The following is a 19,892-nucleotide window of genomic DNA, read 5'->3' on the forward strand; positions in this document are numbered from 1 at the left end:
TTGATAATGAAAAATAATTATACAAATTTATGTATTTTTGTATTTTAAAATGAATAATATTTTCTTAAAAATATCAGCCATAATACTATCTGTATTAGTACTATTTTCCACATTTTCATTCAATGTAGACAAGCATTATTGTGGCGATTTTTTAGTGGATATTTCATTTACTGGAGAAACTGAAGGTTGTGGAATGCAAATGGATGCTAAAGCACCAACCAAAAAGAAAAATTGTTGTAAAGATGAAACGCATCAATTTGAAGGTCAAGATGAATTACAACTGACTTCTTTTGAAGAAATTACTTTTGAAAACCAACAGCTTTTAATTGCATTTGCTTTTTCTTATCAAGATTTATTGCTAGATAAAAAAACAGAAAAAAGCTTTCAACGTGTTTATCCTCCACCCGAAATTCAACAGAATTACCAAGTCATTTATCAATCTTTTTTAATCTGATTTTAAATTTAAAACAAGGTTATATTGTTTTTACAATATAAATCCTGTGAGATTGTCATTCCTGCGAAAACAGGAATCTAACTCGAACAAATCATCTTTTTTGATGATAAGTAGTCTTGTTATAAATTTAAAATCAATACAAAATGAAAAAATATATTATAAATAGTGTTTTGCTATTTATGCCATTCATAATTTTCTCTCAAACAACTTTTAAAGGGATGATTATGGATAAAAATAATCCCAAAGACAATTTGGGGGTTGAAGGTGCAACTTTGCATTGGCTCAACACAAACGTTAGTGCAATTACGAACACAAAAGGCTGGTTTACTATCGATTATAAACCAACTTGTAAAAAGTTAGTAGTAAGTTATATAGGATATAAAACGGATACAATTACAATTACAAGTTTAGAACCAATCCATCATTTTATAACTCCAGAAACAGATTTAGAAGAAATTACTATAAAAAGTAAACGAAAATCTATACAGCGTTCTTTTTTATCAACTGTTAATGTTTTTACCGTAAATCAAGAAGAATTATTAAAAGCAGCTTGTTGTAATTTGGCAGAAAGTTTTGAAACAAATCCTTCTATAGATATTAGTTTTTCTGATGCTTTAACAGGTACAAGACAAATAGAAATGTTGGGTTTACAAAGCCCTTATTTGTTAATTACTCAAGAAAATATTCCTTCTGTAAGAGGAGCAAGCCAGGTTTTTGGAATGACATTTACGCCAGGAACTTGGGTAGAAAGTATTCAGATAAGTAAAGGAGCAGGTTCTGTTGTAAATGGATTTGAAAGTATTTCTGGACAAATAAATGCAGAATTGGTAAAGCCTTTAACAGATAATCAACTTTTTGTAAATGCGTATGCTTCACAAATGGGACGTTTGGAGCTGAATACACATTTTAATAAAAAAGTGTCTGATAAATGGCAAACAGGTTTGTATGTTCACGGAAATTATAGAGGACAAAAATTTGATAGAAATAACGACAATTTTTTAGATATGCCTTTGGCAAATCAACTAAATGTAATGAACAGATGGCAATTTACTGATGCAGAAAAAGGTTGGGTTAGTTTTATAAATGTGCGTTTTATGAACGATGAAAAACAAACAGGAGAGCTCGATTTTAATCCTGATGTTGACAAAGGAACAACAAATAATTGGGGAAGTGAAATAGATACCAAACGTTTTGATGCATCAGCAAAATTAGGTTATGTTTTTCCAGAATTACCTTACCAAAGTTTTGGTTTTCAAATGGCATATAGCAATCATCAACAAGATTCTTATTTTGGCTTAAATGTGTATGATATTCAACACGAAAGTGTCTATTCTAACTTAATGTTTAACTCTATTATTGGAGATACAAGAAACAAATTTAAAACAGGTTTGTCTTTTACTTATGATAAATATGATGAGTTAGTAAACACAACTAATTTCAATAGAAATGAAAATTCTTTAGGTGCATTTTTTGAATATGCTTTTGATAATTTAGATAATTTTAGCTTAACTGCAGGATTAAGAGTTGATACGCATAATTTATTAGGAACTTTTATTACTCCTCGCGTGCATTTAAGATATGTTCCTTGGGAAAAAGGAGTGTTTAGAGCATCAGCAGGAAGAGGAAAAAGAAGTGCGAATATTTTTGCTGAAAATCAACAATTATTTGCCAGTTCTAGACAGGTAAACATTGATAATGTTGGTGGAAATATTTATGGATTAAATCCTGAAATTGCATGGAATTATGGAGTTTCTTATTCTCAAAAATTTAATTTATTCGAAAAGAAAGGAGATGTTACTTTTGATTTTTATCAAACTAATTTCCAGAATCAGGTTATTGTAGATTGGGAAAATCCGCAGGAAATTTCTTTTTATGATTTGGATGGAAAAAGTATTGCTAATAGTTTTCAAGTTGAGGTAAGTTATAATTTGGCTAAAAACTTCAATTTAAGAACGGCTTATAAGTATTTTGATATCACTACTGATTATAAAAGTGGAAATTTGCAAAAGCCAATTCAGCCAAGAGATCGTTTTTTTGCAAACCTTTCTTACGAAACAGAAGTAAAAGAAAATGGCAGTCAATGGAGATTTGATGCAACTTTTAATAATATCGGGAAACAACGTTTACCTAACACAAAATCAAACCCTATTCAGTATCAATTACCAGAATTTTCAAATCCATTTCAACTGATAAATTCGCAAGTAACTAAAGTGTTTTCTGAAAAATTTGAGGTTTATGTTGGTGGAGAAAACTTAACAAACGTACAGCAAAATAATCCTATTTTGGGTAGTGATAATCCTTTTGATTCAAATTTTGATACCACAATTGTATATGCACCAATTTTTGGACGCTCAATTTATGCAGGATTACGATTTAAGATAAAGTAGAATAAAAACGTAGTTCATTGCGAAGGAAGAATGACTGAAGCAATCTGTTTATTAATTAAGAGATTGCTTCGTAAACTCGCAAAGACTTGTAATAATTAAAAACAATAAAAATGAAAAAAATAGTATTTGTATTAAGTTTAATGATGATTGGTTTTACAGCTCAATCTCAAGAAGTAAAAAAGAAAAAAAATGCAAAAATTTCTTTTAAAGTTGATGGTATTTGCGGAATGTGTAAAAAAAGAATAGAAACTGCTGCATTGAAAACGAAAGGCGTAAAATTTGCTGTTTGGAATTTAAAAACGCACAATCTAAACCTAATTATGGATGAACGAAAAACAAATGTTGAAGCTGTTCAACAGAATATTTTAAAAGTTGGTCATGATGTTTTTGGGTCTGATAATAAGAAAGTTGAAGCTTCAGAAGAAGCTTATAATTCTGTGCATCCTTGCTGTAAATATAGAGATGAAGAAATTATTTTAGATCATCAAGGAGAAATGAAAAAGAAGAAGAATTAAGATGGGTTTAATCTACAATTATTAATTCTTGTTTAGATAGTAATTTACCAGATTCTGATATTCCTTCTATAAAAACCCTAAAATTTTTCTGAAGATTCGCAGGTATTGTTAGTTTCATTTCTGATTTTGGTTTTATATTATTGTTAGGTGTCCAGTAAACAGCTCCAAAAGTCTTAAAATTGTCGTCTAATAAAGATGTATATTTTGGAATATAATATTCTTTAGGAGTTTCAAACCCATTTGAAATTTTTATTTGGGATGAACTATAATTTTTCTTTATCATTTCTTTTGAGCTGTATGTGTAAATGTGAATTCCATAAAAAGATGAAATATATAATTCTTTTACCATATCTAGGTATATACTTTCTAAATTCCATAGAGTTTCTGAAATTACATTGTTATTTAAAGTTATTAAAAGATTTCTTGAAGACTGTTGACCAAAATTTCTATTAATATTTGAGCCGTTATCTGAAATATATTTATCTTTACTATTATTGTTTTTAACTATATCATTGGTAGAATACATTTTTTCAGCAATTGCATGAGTAAGAGATTTCATTGATCCTTTACCTAAAGCTATGTTATGGGTTGTTGAAATTTTAAATCCTTTGGAGTTTAATAAATCTACTACAGTTTCTCCAGCACCAAATATTATGTTTTCGAGTCTAACTTTGGTGTACATAGTCTCAGCGCCAAATGGTTTTTCTATTTTTTCTTTAAGGTTCGTTTTTAAGGTAATTTCATCTAATTCTTCTACAACTTTTGGCAAGGGTTTAAAATTTTTAACAGATAATTCTATTTTTCTTAAAGGTTCTTTTTTGTGTAAGTTAAAATTATCAACTAAATTATTTTTAGAAAAATTAAGTATTGGTTTTATTTCATAGCTGTTACTATTATATCTTAAAGAGAAGTTTACAAAAGTATTTTTTTTCACAAAAGTATTTTTCAAATTATATAGGTCTTTATTACCCTTTAAGGTACTCAATAAATTGTTTTCTTTTGAATATAAGAGTACTGACCAATACTTACCAAGTTTTCTATTAAGTTTAATTCCAATATCTATTCCGTTCTCAAAATCATAGATTGTTTTTGGAGGATTGTGAAAAATATCTTTCCAACTATACTTACTCCAGCCTTGAGTTAACAGAAGTAATTCTAAATCTTCTTTTCTGTTTTTATTAAACTTATTAAAATAGTATTTAGGGTTTTGAATGTATCCTTTTATGTATGGCTTTAGTAAAAAAATAGATTTGATGTTATGTTTAGGATTATAAGATTTTGTTTGTGAAGGTAATACTGAAGAACTAAAATTAACATTTTGATTTGTGTTGTTTACAATTGTTATAGATAAAGAGTCATTAATAACACTACTTTTAGAAATATTTAATTCTGTAAATAATTTTTCACCTTCATTAAAATATAATTTTTCTACGATAGGAATATTTTTTTGATTAAAAAGGGTAAAAATATTTATACCATCAAATAATTTACTTTTATTAAAGGCTATGATATTTATTGTATCATATAAGTTGAAAGAGAATTTTTTATACTTTTTAGTATTGTGCCAAAGAATAGTATATTTCTCTTTTTTTAATAATTGTAACGATTTTTTGTTAGTTACAATATTAAGATTTAAGAAATTGTTGTCTTTTTTTGTTGTTAAAATAATTCCAATACTTCTTGGTTGTAATGTATTCTTTGAAAGAACAGTACCATTAGCTAATTTAGCTATAAAAGTATAGGATGTGTTTTTTTTAAATAAAAAAGATACCTGCCCTAAACCAAGACTATTTGTAGAAAAATTACTTATAAAATTATTATTTTGATCTGTTATAGTTCCTTTAATTATTTTTATACCTATGTTTTTAGAGTTTTTTACAAGTATTCCAACTTTGTTAATAGAATTAGCTAGTAAATGGCCTCCTTCAGGGAATAATTTAAATTCGAAGAAGTTCTCTTCATTTAATGTTTTACTTTTTTTATCTATTAATATATTACTAATGTTTATGTTTTGAGTAAAAGATTGATCTTCGTTGAAGTTTTTCATCCAGTTTGTAGATGCTTTAATATAGTAAGTTCCTTTATTAAAAGTCGAGTCAATTAATATGTTTCCATTGCCGACTCCCTTTTTTACCCTTATTAAATGTTGACTTTTCATCTTACCTGATTCTTCAAAAACTGACACGAATAGATTAGAAGATGTTGGATGTAACTTGTTGGAGTTTTGCTCTAAAATATATGCTTTAAACCAGATTTCCTCTCCTGAAAGAAATGAAGTTTTGTTTAAATGTAGGTATGGTATCTCACGAGTATTCTCAAAATAACTAGAATAAATTGAATCTAAACTTTTCTGTTTTTGTGCCAATAAATTGATACTTAAAAAACCAGAGAAAATATAAAAAAAAGTTTTTTTCATAACAAAAATTTTAAGGTTAAATTTAATATTTTTTTAGGAATATAAAAATCTTTATTTTAAGCTTGATTATAAGCTTTCACATATCTTGAAATAAATATACTGTCAAAATTCAGTAAGGTAATAAATTATTTAAGAATTAATACTTTCTCGAACAAACGAATTTTCAAAGAATTTTTACTTTTGTTAAGTTATTATAAAAGCAAAAATCCAATAGAATTACTATCGGATTTTTAATAAACAATATCTTACTTAAGATATTTATATTTGTATAATACCATTACATCATTCCTGGCATTCCACCACCCATTGGAGGCATTCCACCACCTGCAGGAGCATCTTCTTTAATATCTACTAAAGCACATTCAGTGGTTAAAATCATTCCTGCCACAGAAGCTGCGTTTTCTAAAGCAACTCTTGTTACTTTTTTAGGATCAATAATTCCAGCCTCTAACATATCAACATAAGTTTCAGTTTTAGCATCATAACCAAAATTCTTTTTACCTTCTAAAACTTTGTTGATTACTACAGAACCTTCTCCACCTGCATTTTCTACAATTGTTCTTAAAGGAGATTCAATTGCTTTGTTTACAATTTGTACACCTGTAGTTTCGTCTAAATTATCTGTGGCTAATTTTTCTAATACCTTTTTTGCACGCACAAAAGCAACTCCACCACCAGCAACAATACCTTCTTCTACAGCAGCTCTGGTTGCGTGTAAAGCATCATCAACTCTATCTTTCTTTTCTTTCATTTCTACTTCAGAAGCAGCACCAACATATAAAACTGCAACACCACCAGCTAATTTAGCTAAACGTTCTTGTAGTTTTTCTTTATCGTAGTCAGAAGTAGTGGTTTCTATTTGAGATTTTATTTGACCAACTCTTGCTTTAATAGTATCAGCATCACCTGAACCGTTTACAATTGTTGTATTGTCTTTATCTATAGTGATACTTTCTGCAGTTCCTAATAAATCTAAAGTAGCATTTTCAAGAGAAAAACCTCTTTCTTCAGAAATCACTGTTCCACCAGTTAAAATTGCGATGTCTTCTAACATTGCTTTTCTTCTGTCTCCAAATCCTGGTGCTTTTACAGCAGCAATTTTTAATCCACCTCTTAATTTGTTGACTACTAAAGTAGCTAATGCTTGTCCATCTACATCTTCAGCAATAATTAATAAAGGTCTTCCTGATTGAGAAACTGGCTCTAAAATTGGAAGAATTTCTTGTAAGTTAGAAATCTTTTTGTCAAATAATAACACATAAGGGTTTTCTAAATCTGCAATCATTTTATCTGCATCAGTGACAAAATAAGGAGATAAATAACCTCTATCAAATTGCATACCTTCTACAACATCTACATAGGTATCAGTTCCTTTTGCTTCTTCTACAGTAATAACTCCTTCTTTACCAACTTTACCAAAAGCAGTTGCAATTAAGTCTCCTATTACAGAATCGTTATTTGCAGAAATTGAAGCCACTTGTTGAATTTTATCAGAAGAATTACCAACTTTTTGAGTTTGCTTTTCTAAATCAGCAACAATTGCAGTAACTGCTTTGTCAATTCCACGTTTTAAATCCATAGGATTTGCGCCTGCAGCAACGTTTTTTAATCCTTCTTTTACTATTGCTTGTGCTAAAACAGTTGCAGTTGTAGTTCCATCACCAGCTAAATCGTTAGTTTTAGAAGCTACTTCTTTTACCATTTGAGCTCCCATATTTTCTAGCTCGTTTTCTAACTCAACTTCTTTTGCTACAGAAACACCATCTTTAGTAACAGTTGGTGCTCCAAAAGATTTAGAAATAATTACATTTCTTCCTTTTGGTCCTAAAGTTACTTTTACTGCATTTGCTAATGCATCCACTCCACGTTTTAAGCCATCTCTAGCTTCTATATCAAATTTTATATCTTTTGCCATTTTCTTTAAATTTTGCTTTTAGCTGTTTGCAAATTCGCTTTTCGCTAAAAATAATTACTATAAATTTTATTTTTTGATTTTGCTAGAGGCGATTAAACCAAAAGCAAATAGCGAAATTAAATTATCGCCAAAATATCAGATTCGCGCATCATTAAATAATCTTTTCCTTCTAATTTTAAATCAGTTCCACCATATTTACCATATAAAACAGTGTCACCAATTTTTACAGTTAAAGGCTCATCTTTTTTTCCATTTCCAACTGCTACTACAGTTCCTTTTTGTGGTTTTTCTTTTGCATTATCTGGTATAATTAATCCAGATGCTGTTTTTGTTTCTGCAGGTGCAGGTTCTACAAGAACTCTATCTGCTAAAGGTTTAATGTTTAATCCCATTTTTTATAAATTTTGATTAATTAAATTATTTTCACTTTCAATAAATAGTCAGAAATTATGCCATCAATTAAAAACTGACAATTTTTCTTTGATTATTTTTATCACTTAATTTTTGGAAATAAAAAATGCCAACGTGTCATTTTCGTTGGCATTCATTAAATTGTAAGTCGATTTTTAGTTGATAGTATCGTTTGTTACAGGAGCTGTATTTTCAACAGGAGCCGTTGTTTGAACACCATCTAAAGTATTATTTAAATTCACATTATTATCACCTTGCCTAGGTATTGCAAAATTAGATAATAATATTAAAGCAAACATTGCAATGGCTAATGTCCAAGTTGTTCTGTCAAGAAAGTTATTTGTGTTTTGAACCCCACCTAATGATGATGCTCCACCACCTCCAAATGAAGAAGATAATCCTCCTCCTTTAGGATTTTGAACCATAACAATTAGCACTAAAGCAATTGCAACAATTAAAATTAGGATTAAAAATGCTGTATAACTCATGATTTATGTTTTTGTAAAATTTGTACTCTTTTAATTTGGTCTGCAAAGAAACCACTTTTTTCTGGATATTTCAAACTTAAAATTCTATAAGCTTGAATTGCATTATCAAACTTTTTTTGTTCCAGATAAACTTTGGCTAGAGTCTCTGTCATTAAGGAATCATCTTGCTTATTTTCAGAGATTTCTATAGTTATTTTTTTATTTTTAGGTAGGGGTTCTATTTTGGGATTATTTTGAATAAATTGTTCAATAGCATCTTGTTTTTCAACTTTAGTTGAAGCAGAATTACTTTCTCTTTGAATTGGCTTTTTTGAGGATAACTGCAACCATTGATTAAATGAAAAATTCTCTGCTTTTGTAAAAGAAAGTGGTTTACCTATTTCTAGATTTTCTTCAATTTCTTTTTTAGCAATAGTTATTGGTTTTTCTATTTCTAGAATAGCTACTTTAGGCTCAATATCTACTATTATTTTTTCTTTTATTTGTTGATGAATATTCTTTTTTGATGATGAAAAATCTTTAGTAGTGATATAATCAAATAAAACAGTTCTGTCTGTTGTGTGAGCTGCAGTTTGTTTAAGTTCTTTATTATATTTAAAACTATCTTGATTTTTTAAACCTTTTAAATATAAAGCTCTAGCAGTTTGAAAATAAGAAAATTCATCTATAATAGATTTTAATTCAACAGTTTCTAATTGCTGAATTTGAGTTTTATTTTCTAATATTGATATGAATGTGTCTTTTTTCAATTTTCTTCTAACTTCTAATTAAAACTACCACTTTGCAACTGAAGCATTAAAAATATCTTGAGTTATCCTTTCTACTATTTCATCTAAAGCATTATCTAGAACTCCTCCTGTTAATTGAGCATTTGCAGCAAAATCTGAATAGAAAGAAAATGTTTTTTCAAAATCATCTTTTTCGTTGAGTTTATTTACAAAACGTACATTAACAGTAACTGTTAGTCTATTTTGTGCAGCTGTTTGATCTGATGTACCACTCATAGGTGTTACCCTATAATCGGTTATTTCTCCACTAAAATATAAATCTCCATTTGCATTTGTTAAAGTTAGATTGGTTTGACGCGTAAACAAATCTTGTAAGTCATTGGTAAAACGTTGTGTTAAAACGGGTTCCACTAAAGGTGCTTGATTTGGGAAAAAGTCAACTTGTAAGGTTTTTGCATCACCTGTATTACCTCCAGTAAAAGAGTAAGCCCCACAACCAACTAAAAAGATTGTACTTATTATAAGAAAAGCGATGAATATTTTTTTTTTCATTTTATTAAATTAATAGGTATTCGGTTTTTTCATGGTAATAAATGCATAAAAATAACCACCTTCAACAGTAAATGATGCAGAAACTAAACGATAACCTTTATAATGTTTTTCATTAATTAAATCTTCAGCTTCAATTCTAATTTTTTCTGAACTATTTGGTCCAAAAGATCTTCTTATTCTAAAAATTTCTACTGCTTTCATTTTTATAAATCGTATTGTTTTATCTTTCTGTATAATGTTCTTTCAGAAATGCCCAATTCTTTTGCTGCCAATTTACGTTTATTATTATTTTTTTCAAGAGACTTTTTAATCATTTCAATTTCTTTGTCTTGTAAAGATAAAGATTCGTCTTCTTCAATTGTTTCAATAAAATCATAATCTTTTTCTGAAGTAGTGTTTTGAGGAATATTTAGTACTTCAACATTTGTTTTCTGTGATTCTTGATTTCCATAAATCTTTTCTATCAATTGATGATGCTCTTCTTGAACTTCTTTCAAGTTGTCATTCTTCATCAAATCTAAAGTAAGTTTCTTTAGATCGTTGATGTCATTACGCATATCAAATAAAATTTTATACATTATATCACGCTCTGTAGAAAAATCATTCTCTTTTTTACCACCAACAATAGCTGGTAAATTTCCAGAATTGTTAGGTAAATATTGTTGTAATTTTTGACCTGTTATATTTCTATTTTCTTCAATTACAGAAATTTGTTCTGCTAAATTTTTTAGCTGACGAATATTACCTGGAAAACGATAATTCAATAATATATTAATAGCAGTTTCATCAAGCCTAATAGAAGGCATTCTATATTTTTGTGCAAAATCTGCTGCAAATTTTCGAAACAATAAATGAATATCTTGATTACGCTCTCTTAAAGCAGGTAAATGAATTTCTACTGTACTTAATCTGTAATATAAATCTTCTCTAAACTTTTCTTTTTCGATAGCAGATTGCATATTTACGTTTGTAGCAGCAACTATTCTTACATCAGTTTTTAATACTTTTGATGAACCCACTTTAATGAATTCACCATTTTCTAAAACACGTAATAATCTAACTTGAGTTGTTAATGGTAGCTCACCAACTTCATCTAAAAAAATAGTACCACCATCTGCAACTTCAAAGTATCCTTTTCTGTCTTGAGTAGCTCCAGTAAATGCACCTTTTTCATGTCCAAACAATTCACTATCAATAGTGCCTTCAGGTATTGCTCCACAGTTTACTGCAATGTATTTAGAATGTTTTCTGTGAGATAAAGAATGAATTATTTTAGGAATATTTTCTTTACCAACACCACTTTCACCAGTTACTAATACAGAAATATCAGTAGGTGCAACTCTAGTTGCTTTTTCTAAAGCTCTATTAAGTTGAACATCATTACCAATGATTCCAAAACGTTGTTTTATTGCTTGTAGGTTTTCCATTTTTTTATTTAGAATAGAGAAAAAAGAATAGAGAGAAAAGATTTGGTCTTTGTTCTTGTCTCTTGCTTCTCTTTTCTAAAAATTAGTTATTATCAGAATATTCAACAGCAACTCCTTTTAATGTTCCAGAAGTACAGTCATTAATTTTGACATTTACAAAATCACCTAATTTATAATGTTCTTTAGGAAAAACTACTACTATATTTTGAGTATTTCTTCCTTTCCATTCATTAGGGTTTTTCTTTGAAGTTCCTTCAATTAAAACTTCTTCTATTTTTCCAAGATGCTGTTGTGTTCTATACAAACCATGTTTTCTTTGCAAATCGATTACTTCTTGCAATCTTCTTTTTTTTACTTCATTTGGTACATCATCTTCCATTTTTTTACCAGCTAAAGTTCCTGGTCTTTCAGAGTAAGCAAACATAAAACCATAATCGTATTTTACATATTCCATCAATTCTAAAGTATCTTGATGGTCTTGTTCAGTTTCTCCACAAAAACCAACTATCATATCTTGAGAGAATGCCATTTCTGGAACAATTTCTAGAATATTATCAATAAGCGTTTTATATTCTTCTCTAGTGTGTTGTCTGTTCATAGCCTTTAAAATGCTGTTGCTTCCACTTTGAACTGGCAAATGCACATATTTACAAATATTCTTGTGTTTTGCAATTTGATGAATTACATCTAAGCTCATATCTTGAGGATTAGAAGTAGAAAAACGAAATCGTGTTTTCGGAAATTGAGTCGCACACATATCTAATAATTGAGCAAAATCAACAGCTGTTGCTTGAGCCATTTCTGATGCTTTTTTGAAATCTTTTTTCAAACCTCCTCCATACCAAAGAAAGCTATCTACATTCTGACCCAGTAAAGTAATTTCTTTAAAATTTTTATCAACCATTTGCTGAATTTCCTCTAAAATACTTTTGGGGTCTCTGCTTCTTTCACGTCCTCTTGTAAAAGGGACTACACAGAAAGTACACATATTATCACAACCTCTTGTAATTGATACAAATGCAGAAACTCCATTTGAATTTAAACGAACAGGAGCAATATCTCCATAAGTTTCTTCTTTAGATAAAATTACATTCACAGCATCTCTACCTTCACTAACTTCTTCTAATAAATTGGGTAAATCTTTGTAGGCATCTGGGCCAACAACCAAATCAACAATTTTTTCTTCTTCTAAAAATTTTTCTTTTAAACGCTCTGCCATACATCCTAAAACACCAACTTTCATGTTTTTGTTGACCTTTTTTACAGCATTATATTTTTTAAGTCTATTTCTAACTGTTGTTTCAGCTTTTTCACGAATAGAGCAAGTGTTTACCAAAACTAAATCGGCTTCTTCTAAAATTTGAGTAGTGTTGTATCCTTCTTTATCAAGGATTGATGCAACAATTTCACTATCATTCATGTTCATTTGGCAACCATAACTTTCTATAAAAAGTTTTTTGGTGTTTTCTTTCTTATCTTGAGTTATAAGAGCCTTTCCTTGAATTTTTTCGTCAATGATTTTTTCTACCTGATTCATCTTTATACTTATCATTTGGAGGACTACAAAGATACAACCAAAAATTATTTTTTATGACAAATTGGCAGAAAAAGAATTATTAATTTTATCATTTTAAAAATGATTTTTATAAATTTAAAAAATATTTATTTTAACTCTTAATCAACCCGAATTAATATGAACAAATTTTTAATCACTTTAGTACTGTCTACTTTGTTCATCTCTTGTCAAAAAGATAAAAACTCCCGTAAAAAAAAGCCAAACATTTTACTAATTATGGTAGATGACCAAGGGTATGCAGATTTTACTCCATTTGGTAAAAGTAGTGCTAATGTTTCTACGCCAAATATTACCAGATTGGGCAAAGAAGGAACCGTTTTTTCACAAGCTTATGTTACAGCTCCAGTTTGTAGCCCTTCTAGAGCTGGTATTCTTACTGGAAAAAATCAATTTAGGTGGGATAAACCCGCAAGTTGGGGACCAGGTTTACCTGATAATGTAAAAACAATTGCAGAATATTTAAAAGAAGCTGGTTATAATACTGCAAAAATTGGAAAAAATGATTTGGGTAGAAAATTTCATAGAAATGATGTAAGAGAGTATCCTCTAAACCATGGTTTTGATGAGTTTTTAGGATTTAGTGCTCATGCACACGATTACTGGTTAAATTCTCAAGAAATAAAAGATATAACTCCAGATCCTTATGGTACAAGTGCTCTTTTAGGTCCTTTAATGCATAATAAAGGAGAAAAAAGCTACAAAGAGGGGTATTTAACAGATATTTTTTCTAACGAAGCTATTTCTTATTTAAAAGATGTTGATAAAGAAAAACCATTCTTTTTAATGTTGTCTTATAGCGCAGTTCATCATCTTATACACGAAGTGCCTAAAAAATATTTAGACAAATATGGTGTAAAGGAGATACCTAATTATCACCCAGATAGTTTAGTTGGTTTTAGAAAAAGAAAAGCAGGTACGTATGCTGCTTATTATGATAAATACTCACGAGTTGGTGATTTAAAATCAGACCAATTAAGAAAGTATTATTTAGCAAATTTAAATTGTTTAGATGATAATATAGGTAGAGTTTTAGATGCGCTTTCAGAAGAAAATTTACAAGAAGATACCATTATAGTATTTGTTTCAGACAATGGTGGATCTCCATTGACAGGCGCAAACAATGCCCCATTAACAGGAGGTAAATATTCCCTTTGGGAAGGAGGTATTAGAGTGCCACTTGCTTTAGTTTGGAAAGGCAAAGTAGAGCCCAATACAATTCAGAAAGAATATGTTTCTGCCACAGATATTTTTCCAACACTTGCAGCAGCAGCTAACATAAAGCTAACGGATGTAAATTTAGATGGCAAAAACTTACTTTCTAAACCCAATAATTCTAGAGCTTTAGTTTGGAAATGGCAAAAAAATTGGGCAATAAGAAAAGGAGATTGGAAGTTAACGAACGCTAAAGAAAATCATTGGAAAAGCGAACCTACAGCATATTATATTGCACCGATTGTAAATAATAAAGAATTAAAGTTGTTCAATATAAGCAAAGATGCTGGAGAAAGAGTAAATTTAGCAGATAAACACCCAGAGATTGTAAAAGAATTAGAAGCAGAGTATACAAATTGGTATAAAAATAACTATGGGAAATATTAATTTTATTCTTGTTTCTAAAAAGTAAAAATAAAACTACTACTGTTTAGCTAAAATTTAAAAAATATGAGCAAATATATATTAGCACTAGACCAAGGGACCACAAGTTCTAGAGCTATTGTTTTTGATAAAAAAGGCAACATAAAATCTGTTGCTCAAAAAGAGTTTACACAAATTTTCCCAAAACCAGGCTGTGTAGAACACGATGCTATAGAAATATGGAGTACACAAGCAGGAGTTGCTGCAGAAGCTATTGCAAGCAAAGGTTTAGATATGGAAGATATTGCTGCAATAGGCATTACCAATCAACGAGAAACTGTAGTTGTATGGGATAAAAATACTGGAAAACCTGTATATAATGCTATAGTTTGGCAAGATAAAAGAACTGCAGATTATTGCGATTCTTTAAAGACTGATGGAAAATCTGAAATGATTAAGAAAAAAACAGGATTAGTAATAGACGCTTATTTTTCTGGAACTAAAGTAAAATGGATATTAGATAATGTTGATGGTGCAAGGGAAAAAGCAGAAAATGGAGAATTATTGTTAGGAACTATCGATTCTTGGTTGGTTTGGAATTTCTCAAAAAAACAAAAACACATTACAGATGTTTCTAATGCATCTAGAACCTTGTTGTTTAATATAAACATAATGTCTTGGGATGATGATTTGCTAGACTTATTTACCATCCCCAAAAGTATGTTACCAGAAGTAAAACAATCTAGCGAAATTTATGGGCATACAAAGTCTACTTTTTTTGATTGTAATATACCTATTTCTGGAATTGCAGGAGACCAACAAGCAGCACTTTTTGGGCAAATGTGTACCCAAAAAGGGATGGTAAAAAACACTTATGGTACAGGTTGTTTTATGTTAATGAATATTGGTGATAAACCAATTCAATCTAAAAACAACTTACTAACCACAGTTGCTTGGAAAATTAACAATAAAACTACTTATGCTTTTGAAGGTAGTGTCTTTATTGCAGGTGCAGCTGTACAATGGTTAAGAGATGGTATAAAAATTATTAGAAACTCATCAGAAGTAGAAGCGTTAGCAAATTCTGTAAAAGATGCAGATGGTGTTTATTTTGTACCCTCTTTTGCTGGTTTAGGAGCACCTTACTGGAATCAAAAAGCTCAAGGTACTATTTTTGGAATAACAAGAGGTACAACAGAAGCACATGTTGCCAGAGCAACTTTAGATGCAATTGCATACCAATCTATGGATATTTTAAAAGCTATGGAATCTGATGCGAATACTTCTATTAAAGAATTAAGGGTAGATGGTGGAGCTACTGTTAATAATACTCTAATGCAATTTCAAGCAGATGTTTTAGATACAAAAACCATTAGACCTAAAGTTGTAGAAACCACAGCAATGGGTGCCGCTTTTTTAGCAGGATTGGCTGTCGGTTTTTGGAAAGACGAAAAAGAAATTCAAAAAATTTGGCAGATTGATAAGAATTTTATGCCAACTACAAAAAGAGAAAACATCAATCAAAAAATTAAAGGATGGTATAAAGCAATTAACGCTTTAGAATATTGGACAAAATAAATTAAAAAACAATAAGCATGTCAGCATTTGTAGCAGAAATTATAGGTACTTTTTTATTGATATTACTTGGAGGTGGTGTTGTTGCTAATGTAGTTTTAGAAAAAACAAAATCTAACGATTTAGGATGGATGGTAATTACAACTGCTTGGGGTTTTGCAGTGTTTGTAGGGGTTTCTGTAGCTGGACCTTATAGTGGAGCACATCTGAATCCTGCTGTTACCATAGGATTAGCAGTTGCAGAAAAATTTGAGTGGAATTTAGTATTGGGATACATCATTGCACAATTTATTGGAGCTATGTTAGGCTCTTTTTTAGTTTGGGTAATGTATAGAGATCATTTTAAAGTAACAGCAGATGGAGAGCTTAAAAAAGCAGTTTTTTGTACTGCACCAGCAATTAGAAATTATTCAAGTAACTTAATTAGTGAAATTATAGGTTGTTTTGTGTTGGTATTTGTAGTGTTATATTTTACTGATGCTAATTTAAATGATGTAGATAATAGGCAAATCCCAATTGGATTAGGTTCTTTAGGTGCGCTTCCTGTAGCAATTCTGGTTTGGGGTATTGGCTTGTCTTTAGGTGGCACAACAGGTTATGCAATCAATCCTGCAAGAGATCTTGGGCCAAGAATTGTACATGCAATCTTACCGATTAAAAATAAAGTTTCTAGTGATTGGAGTTACGCTTGGGTACCAATTATTGGACCTATAATTGGTGCAGTAGCAGCTGCTTTATTATCAATATTTCTAACAACATTATAGTATACAAATTAGTTTTAAAGAAAACCTTCATGAGGATATTTTACCTCTTTATTTTTCTATCAATTTCTAGTAATTTTTTTGGTCAAGAAATACCTCCTATTTTAAAATTTACGCCAGAAGATTATCATTCAGAAAACCAAAACTGGGCAATAACTCAAAATAAAGACAAGTTTATTTATGTTGCTAATAATGCTGGTCTTTTAGAATATAATGGTGCTGAATGGACTATCTATAACTCACCCAATAATACCATAATCAGATCTTTATTAGCAGATAATAATCGTATTTATTCAGGTGCTTACATGGAGTTTGGCTTTTGGGAAAGAAATAATAAAGGGCATCTCTATTACACATCTATCTCTAAAACATTAAAAGAAAATTTAATTGAAGACGAGAATATATGGAATATTAAAAAAATAGATAGTTGGCTGTTGTTTCAGTCTTTTGATAGAATCTATTTTTATGATACAAGCACCAAAGAAATTAGTTTTATAACCGATAAAAAGAATATTTACAGGGTTTTTAATATCCAAAATAAAATCTACATATTTAAAAATGATGGAGGTTTATCTACTTTAGAGAATGGTAAAGAAAAATTGCTGGCAAATTTCCCAAAAAAATACAAGGTAGAAATTGTATTAAATATTTTTAAAAGAAATGATGAGTTGATTCTTTTAACAAGAAAAAAAGGTTTTTTTACTTTAAAAAATGGCATAATTACTAAAAGAGAAATTCCATTCTCTAATCAAATAGAGCATTTGCAGGTTTTTTGTGGTATTCAATTAAAAAATAAAGAAATTTTATTAGGCACAATTTCTAATGGCATTATTCATCTATCGCCAGAGGGAGAAAAAATAAACAAAGTAGATCAATACAAAGGTTTAGCCAATAATACTGTCTTAAAACTTTTTGAAGATATTGATGGTAATGTTTGGGCAGCTTTAGATAATGGTATAAACTGCTTAAATATGCAATCTTTTATCAAAGAATATAATGATGATGGTGGCACATTTGGAACAACATATTGTTCTACAATTTATAAAAATAATATTTATTTTGGCACCAACCAAGGCCTATTTTATAAAAAAATTGATAAAAATGAACCTTTACAACTAGTAGAAGGTACTAAAGGACAAGTTTGGTCTTTGTTTAAAGTTGATGGAGATTTGTTATGTGGGCATACCTCTGGAACTTTACAAATAAACGGAGCATCTGCAACACGAATTACAAATTATAGTGGTACTTGGAATTTTAAAAAACTTGCCACAAACAACAACCTTATTCTGCAAGGACATTATTCTGGAATGAGTGTTCTAGAGAAAAAAAATAAAAAATGGCAACTTAAAAATAGAATAGAAGGCTTTGATAATTCTGTTCGTTTTTTTGAAATTTTTAAAGATAATGTTTGGGTAAATCATGAATATAAAGGCGTTTACAAACTAAAAATGGCTAAAGAATTTAACAAGTTTACTAATGTTACACTTTTAAATCATATTGAAAAAGGGAAAGGATCTGCTTTAGTTAATTACAATAACAAGATTTTATATAGTTTTAAAAACGGAATATATCTACTACATAAACATACAGATTCTCTTACAAAAATAAACAACTTAAGTAATTTGTATTCTCTAGATCAATACGTTTCTGGTAAGTTAATTGTTGATAACAAAAACAGACTTTGGTCTTTTAATAAAAACACGATTAGTTATGCAGAAAATGGCCCAATTCCAGATAAATTAAGTATAAAGTTTATACCAATTCAAAATTATTTTAGAAAAACTACAATTAGTTTCGAAAACATAACCAATCTAAATAACAATACTTATATTATTGGTAAAACAAATGGATATTTGTTATTAGATTTAGATAAGAGAAAAAATACTACACATTCTATTTTTTTAAACAACGTAATTTTAAAACATAAAGATTCTACGTACATTTCTGTTAGCAATAATCAGGAATTTAACCACAATCAAAATTCTTTAGAATTTAATTTTAGTACACCAAATTACAACAAATATGAACCTGTAAATTATCAATATAAACTAGCTCCTTTACATAAAGAATGGAAAAGTCTAGGGGAAAAATCTACATTATTATTAGAGAATTTAGATGCAAATACATACAAACTAGAAATAAGATCGTTGATAGGTAAGGAACTGTCTAAAAATATAGTAACATTTAATTTTAGCATAAAACCTCATCTTTTATTGAGTAATTTTTTTATTTTTTTGTATGCTGTTTTAGTTTTCTTTATTGCATATGTTGTACATAAAATGTATAAGAAATACTACAGAAAACAGCATCAAAAAATATTAAATGAAAATATACAAAAATTAGAATTGCAAAAAATTCATTCAGATCAACAAGTTATTAGGCTTAAAAACGAAAAATTAAGTCAAGAAATAGAAAGTAAAAATAGAGAATTGGCAATTTCTACAATGAGTATTATAAAAAGAAATGAGTTTTTAAGAAGTATAAAAAAGGAATTAAAAGTTAATACTCAAATTGAAAAAACAAATCCAGTTTTTAAACTGATTGATAAAAACCTAAACAGCTCTAAAGATTGGAAATTTTTCATGGATGCTTTTAATAACGCAGATAAAGATTTTTTAAAAAGAGCAAAAGAATTACACCCAGAATTAACACATAATAATTTAAAATTTTGTGCCTATTTAAGGCTGAATTTAACATCAAAAGAAATAGCACCACTATTAAATATTTCTGTAAAAAGTGTAGAAATTAGAAGATACAGGCTACGCAAAAAACTCAAAATTTCTCACGGTACCAATTTAATAGATTATATTTTAAGCATATAGTTCTAAATTTTAGCCATTAACAACCTCTACATTACCTCTACATTTTTTTATCGTTCCATTTTTTTTGTACACAAAATACTTTTTCAGAAATACTCTTAAAATACCAATTATATTAATGTTTTTAGCGGTTTTACTTTCTCTAAAAAGAGATGTAGATTTTTTGTAAGGGTAGGTTTTAGTAACCAAACTACATATATACATATATTTACAATATTGTAATGTTTTGTTAAAGTTTTACTTAATATAATTTTATAGCATTGCACAATAAAAACAATCCAAATAAAATACAT

16 protein-coding genes are annotated in these 19,892 nt (G+C 29.0%); 7 read left to right on the forward strand and 9 right to left on the reverse strand.

Annotated features, from left to right (window positions below; translation table 11 throughout):
* Positions 1-49 precede the first annotated feature (49 nt).
* From BTO18_RS15615 to BTO18_RS15625, 3 genes are all read left to right on the forward strand, one after another.
* Entirely contained in the window at positions 50-454 is a 405-nt protein-coding gene (locus tag BTO18_RS15615; RefSeq protein ID WP_105017120.1) for an HYC_CC_PP family protein, read from the forward strand.
* Positions 455-597: 143 nt separating this feature from the next.
* On the forward strand, positions 598-2,841 hold the full coding sequence (locus tag BTO18_RS15620) for a TonB-dependent receptor (RefSeq protein WP_105017121.1): 2,244 nt from the start codon (positions 598-600) through the stop codon (positions 2,839-2,841).
* A gap of 110 nt (positions 2,842-2,951) precedes the next feature.
* The gene (locus tag BTO18_RS15625; RefSeq protein ID WP_105017122.1) at positions 2,952-3,356 is read left to right on the forward strand and encodes a heavy-metal-associated domain-containing protein; all 405 of its coding nucleotides are present in this window, start codon (positions 2,952-2,954) and stop codon (positions 3,354-3,356) included.
* Positions 3,357-3,363: 7 nt separating this feature from the next.
* Here BTO18_RS15625 and BTO18_RS15630 read toward each other — a convergent pair whose 3' ends face one another.
* From BTO18_RS15630 to miaB, 9 genes are all read right to left on the reverse strand, one after another.
* On the reverse strand, positions 3,364-5,772 hold the full coding sequence (locus BTO18_RS15630; RefSeq protein WP_105017123.1) for a hypothetical protein: 2,409 nt from the start codon (positions 5,770-5,772) through the stop codon (positions 3,364-3,366).
* A gap of 277 nt (positions 5,773-6,049) precedes the next feature.
* Positions 6,050-7,687, reverse strand: coding sequence for a chaperonin GroEL (groL, locus tag BTO18_RS15635; RefSeq protein WP_105017124.1), 1,638 nt, complete (start codon positions 7,685-7,687; stop codon positions 6,050-6,052).
* A 116-nt stretch (positions 7,688-7,803) separates the two neighbouring features.
* Positions 7,804-8,079, reverse strand: coding sequence for a co-chaperone GroES (locus tag BTO18_RS15640; protein ID WP_105017125.1), 276 nt, complete (start codon positions 8,077-8,079; stop codon positions 7,804-7,806).
* Between the two features lie 174 nt (positions 8,080-8,253).
* Positions 8,254-8,586 carry a preprotein translocase subunit SecG gene (gene secG / locus BTO18_RS15645; protein WP_105017126.1) on the reverse strand — a complete coding sequence of 111 codons (333 nt, stop codon included), beginning with the start codon at positions 8,584-8,586 and terminating at the stop codon, positions 8,254-8,256.
* The gene (locus tag BTO18_RS15650; RefSeq protein WP_105017127.1) at positions 8,583-9,335 is read right to left on the reverse strand and encodes a DUF8458 domain-containing protein; all 753 of its coding nucleotides are present in this window, start codon (positions 9,333-9,335) and stop codon (positions 8,583-8,585) included. Before BTO18_RS15650 ends, secG begins: the two co-directional genes overlap by 4 nt.
* 24 nt (positions 9,336-9,359) lie before the next feature.
* The gene (locus BTO18_RS15655; protein WP_105017128.1) at positions 9,360-9,866 is read right to left on the reverse strand and encodes an LptE family protein; all 507 of its coding nucleotides are present in this window, start codon (positions 9,864-9,866) and stop codon (positions 9,360-9,362) included.
* A gap of 9 nt (positions 9,867-9,875) precedes the next feature.
* Positions 9,876-10,067 (reverse strand): hypothetical protein, encoded by a 192-nt coding sequence (locus tag BTO18_RS15660; protein WP_105017129.1) that lies wholly within the window; start codon positions 10,065-10,067, stop codon positions 9,876-9,878.
* Between the two features lie 2 nt (positions 10,068-10,069).
* Positions 10,070-11,293 carry a sigma-54 interaction domain-containing protein gene (locus BTO18_RS15665; RefSeq protein WP_105017130.1) on the reverse strand — a complete coding sequence of 408 codons (1,224 nt, stop codon included), beginning with the start codon at positions 11,291-11,293 and terminating at the stop codon, positions 10,070-10,072.
* An 82-nt stretch (positions 11,294-11,375) separates the two neighbouring features.
* Positions 11,376-12,830, reverse strand: a complete 1,455-nt coding sequence (gene miaB, locus BTO18_RS15670; protein WP_105017131.1) for a tRNA (N6-isopentenyl adenosine(37)-C2)-methylthiotransferase MiaB — start codon at positions 12,828-12,830, stop codon at positions 11,376-11,378.
* Positions 12,831-12,986: 156 nt separating this feature from the next.
* On the opposite strand from miaB, the gene BTO18_RS15675 reads away from it, so the two are divergent.
* From BTO18_RS15675 to BTO18_RS15690, 4 genes are all read left to right on the forward strand, one after another.
* Positions 12,987-14,468: a sulfatase family protein gene (locus BTO18_RS15675; RefSeq protein ID WP_105017132.1), complete on the forward strand. Its 1,482-nt coding sequence runs from the start codon at positions 12,987-12,989 to the stop codon at positions 14,466-14,468.
* 63 nt (positions 14,469-14,531) lie between these two features.
* Positions 14,532-16,022 carry a glycerol kinase GlpK gene (gene glpK, locus BTO18_RS15680; protein WP_105017133.1) on the forward strand — a complete coding sequence of 497 codons (1,491 nt, stop codon included), beginning with the start codon at positions 14,532-14,534 and terminating at the stop codon, positions 16,020-16,022.
* A 17-nt stretch (positions 16,023-16,039) separates the two neighbouring features.
* The gene (locus BTO18_RS15685) at positions 16,040-16,783 is read left to right on the forward strand and encodes an MIP/aquaporin family protein (RefSeq protein WP_105017134.1); all 744 of its coding nucleotides are present in this window, start codon (positions 16,040-16,042) and stop codon (positions 16,781-16,783) included.
* Positions 16,784-16,812: 29 nt separating this feature from the next.
* Positions 16,813-19,602, forward strand: coding sequence for a helix-turn-helix and ligand-binding sensor domain-containing protein (locus tag BTO18_RS15690; protein WP_105017135.1), 2,790 nt, complete (start codon positions 16,813-16,815; stop codon positions 19,600-19,602).
* Positions 19,603-19,892 lie beyond the last annotated feature (290 nt).

This window comes from Polaribacter porphyrae (assembly GCF_002954685.1).
GTDB classification, from domain to species: Bacteria; Bacteroidota; Bacteroidia; order Flavobacteriales; family Flavobacteriaceae; genus Polaribacter; species Polaribacter porphyrae.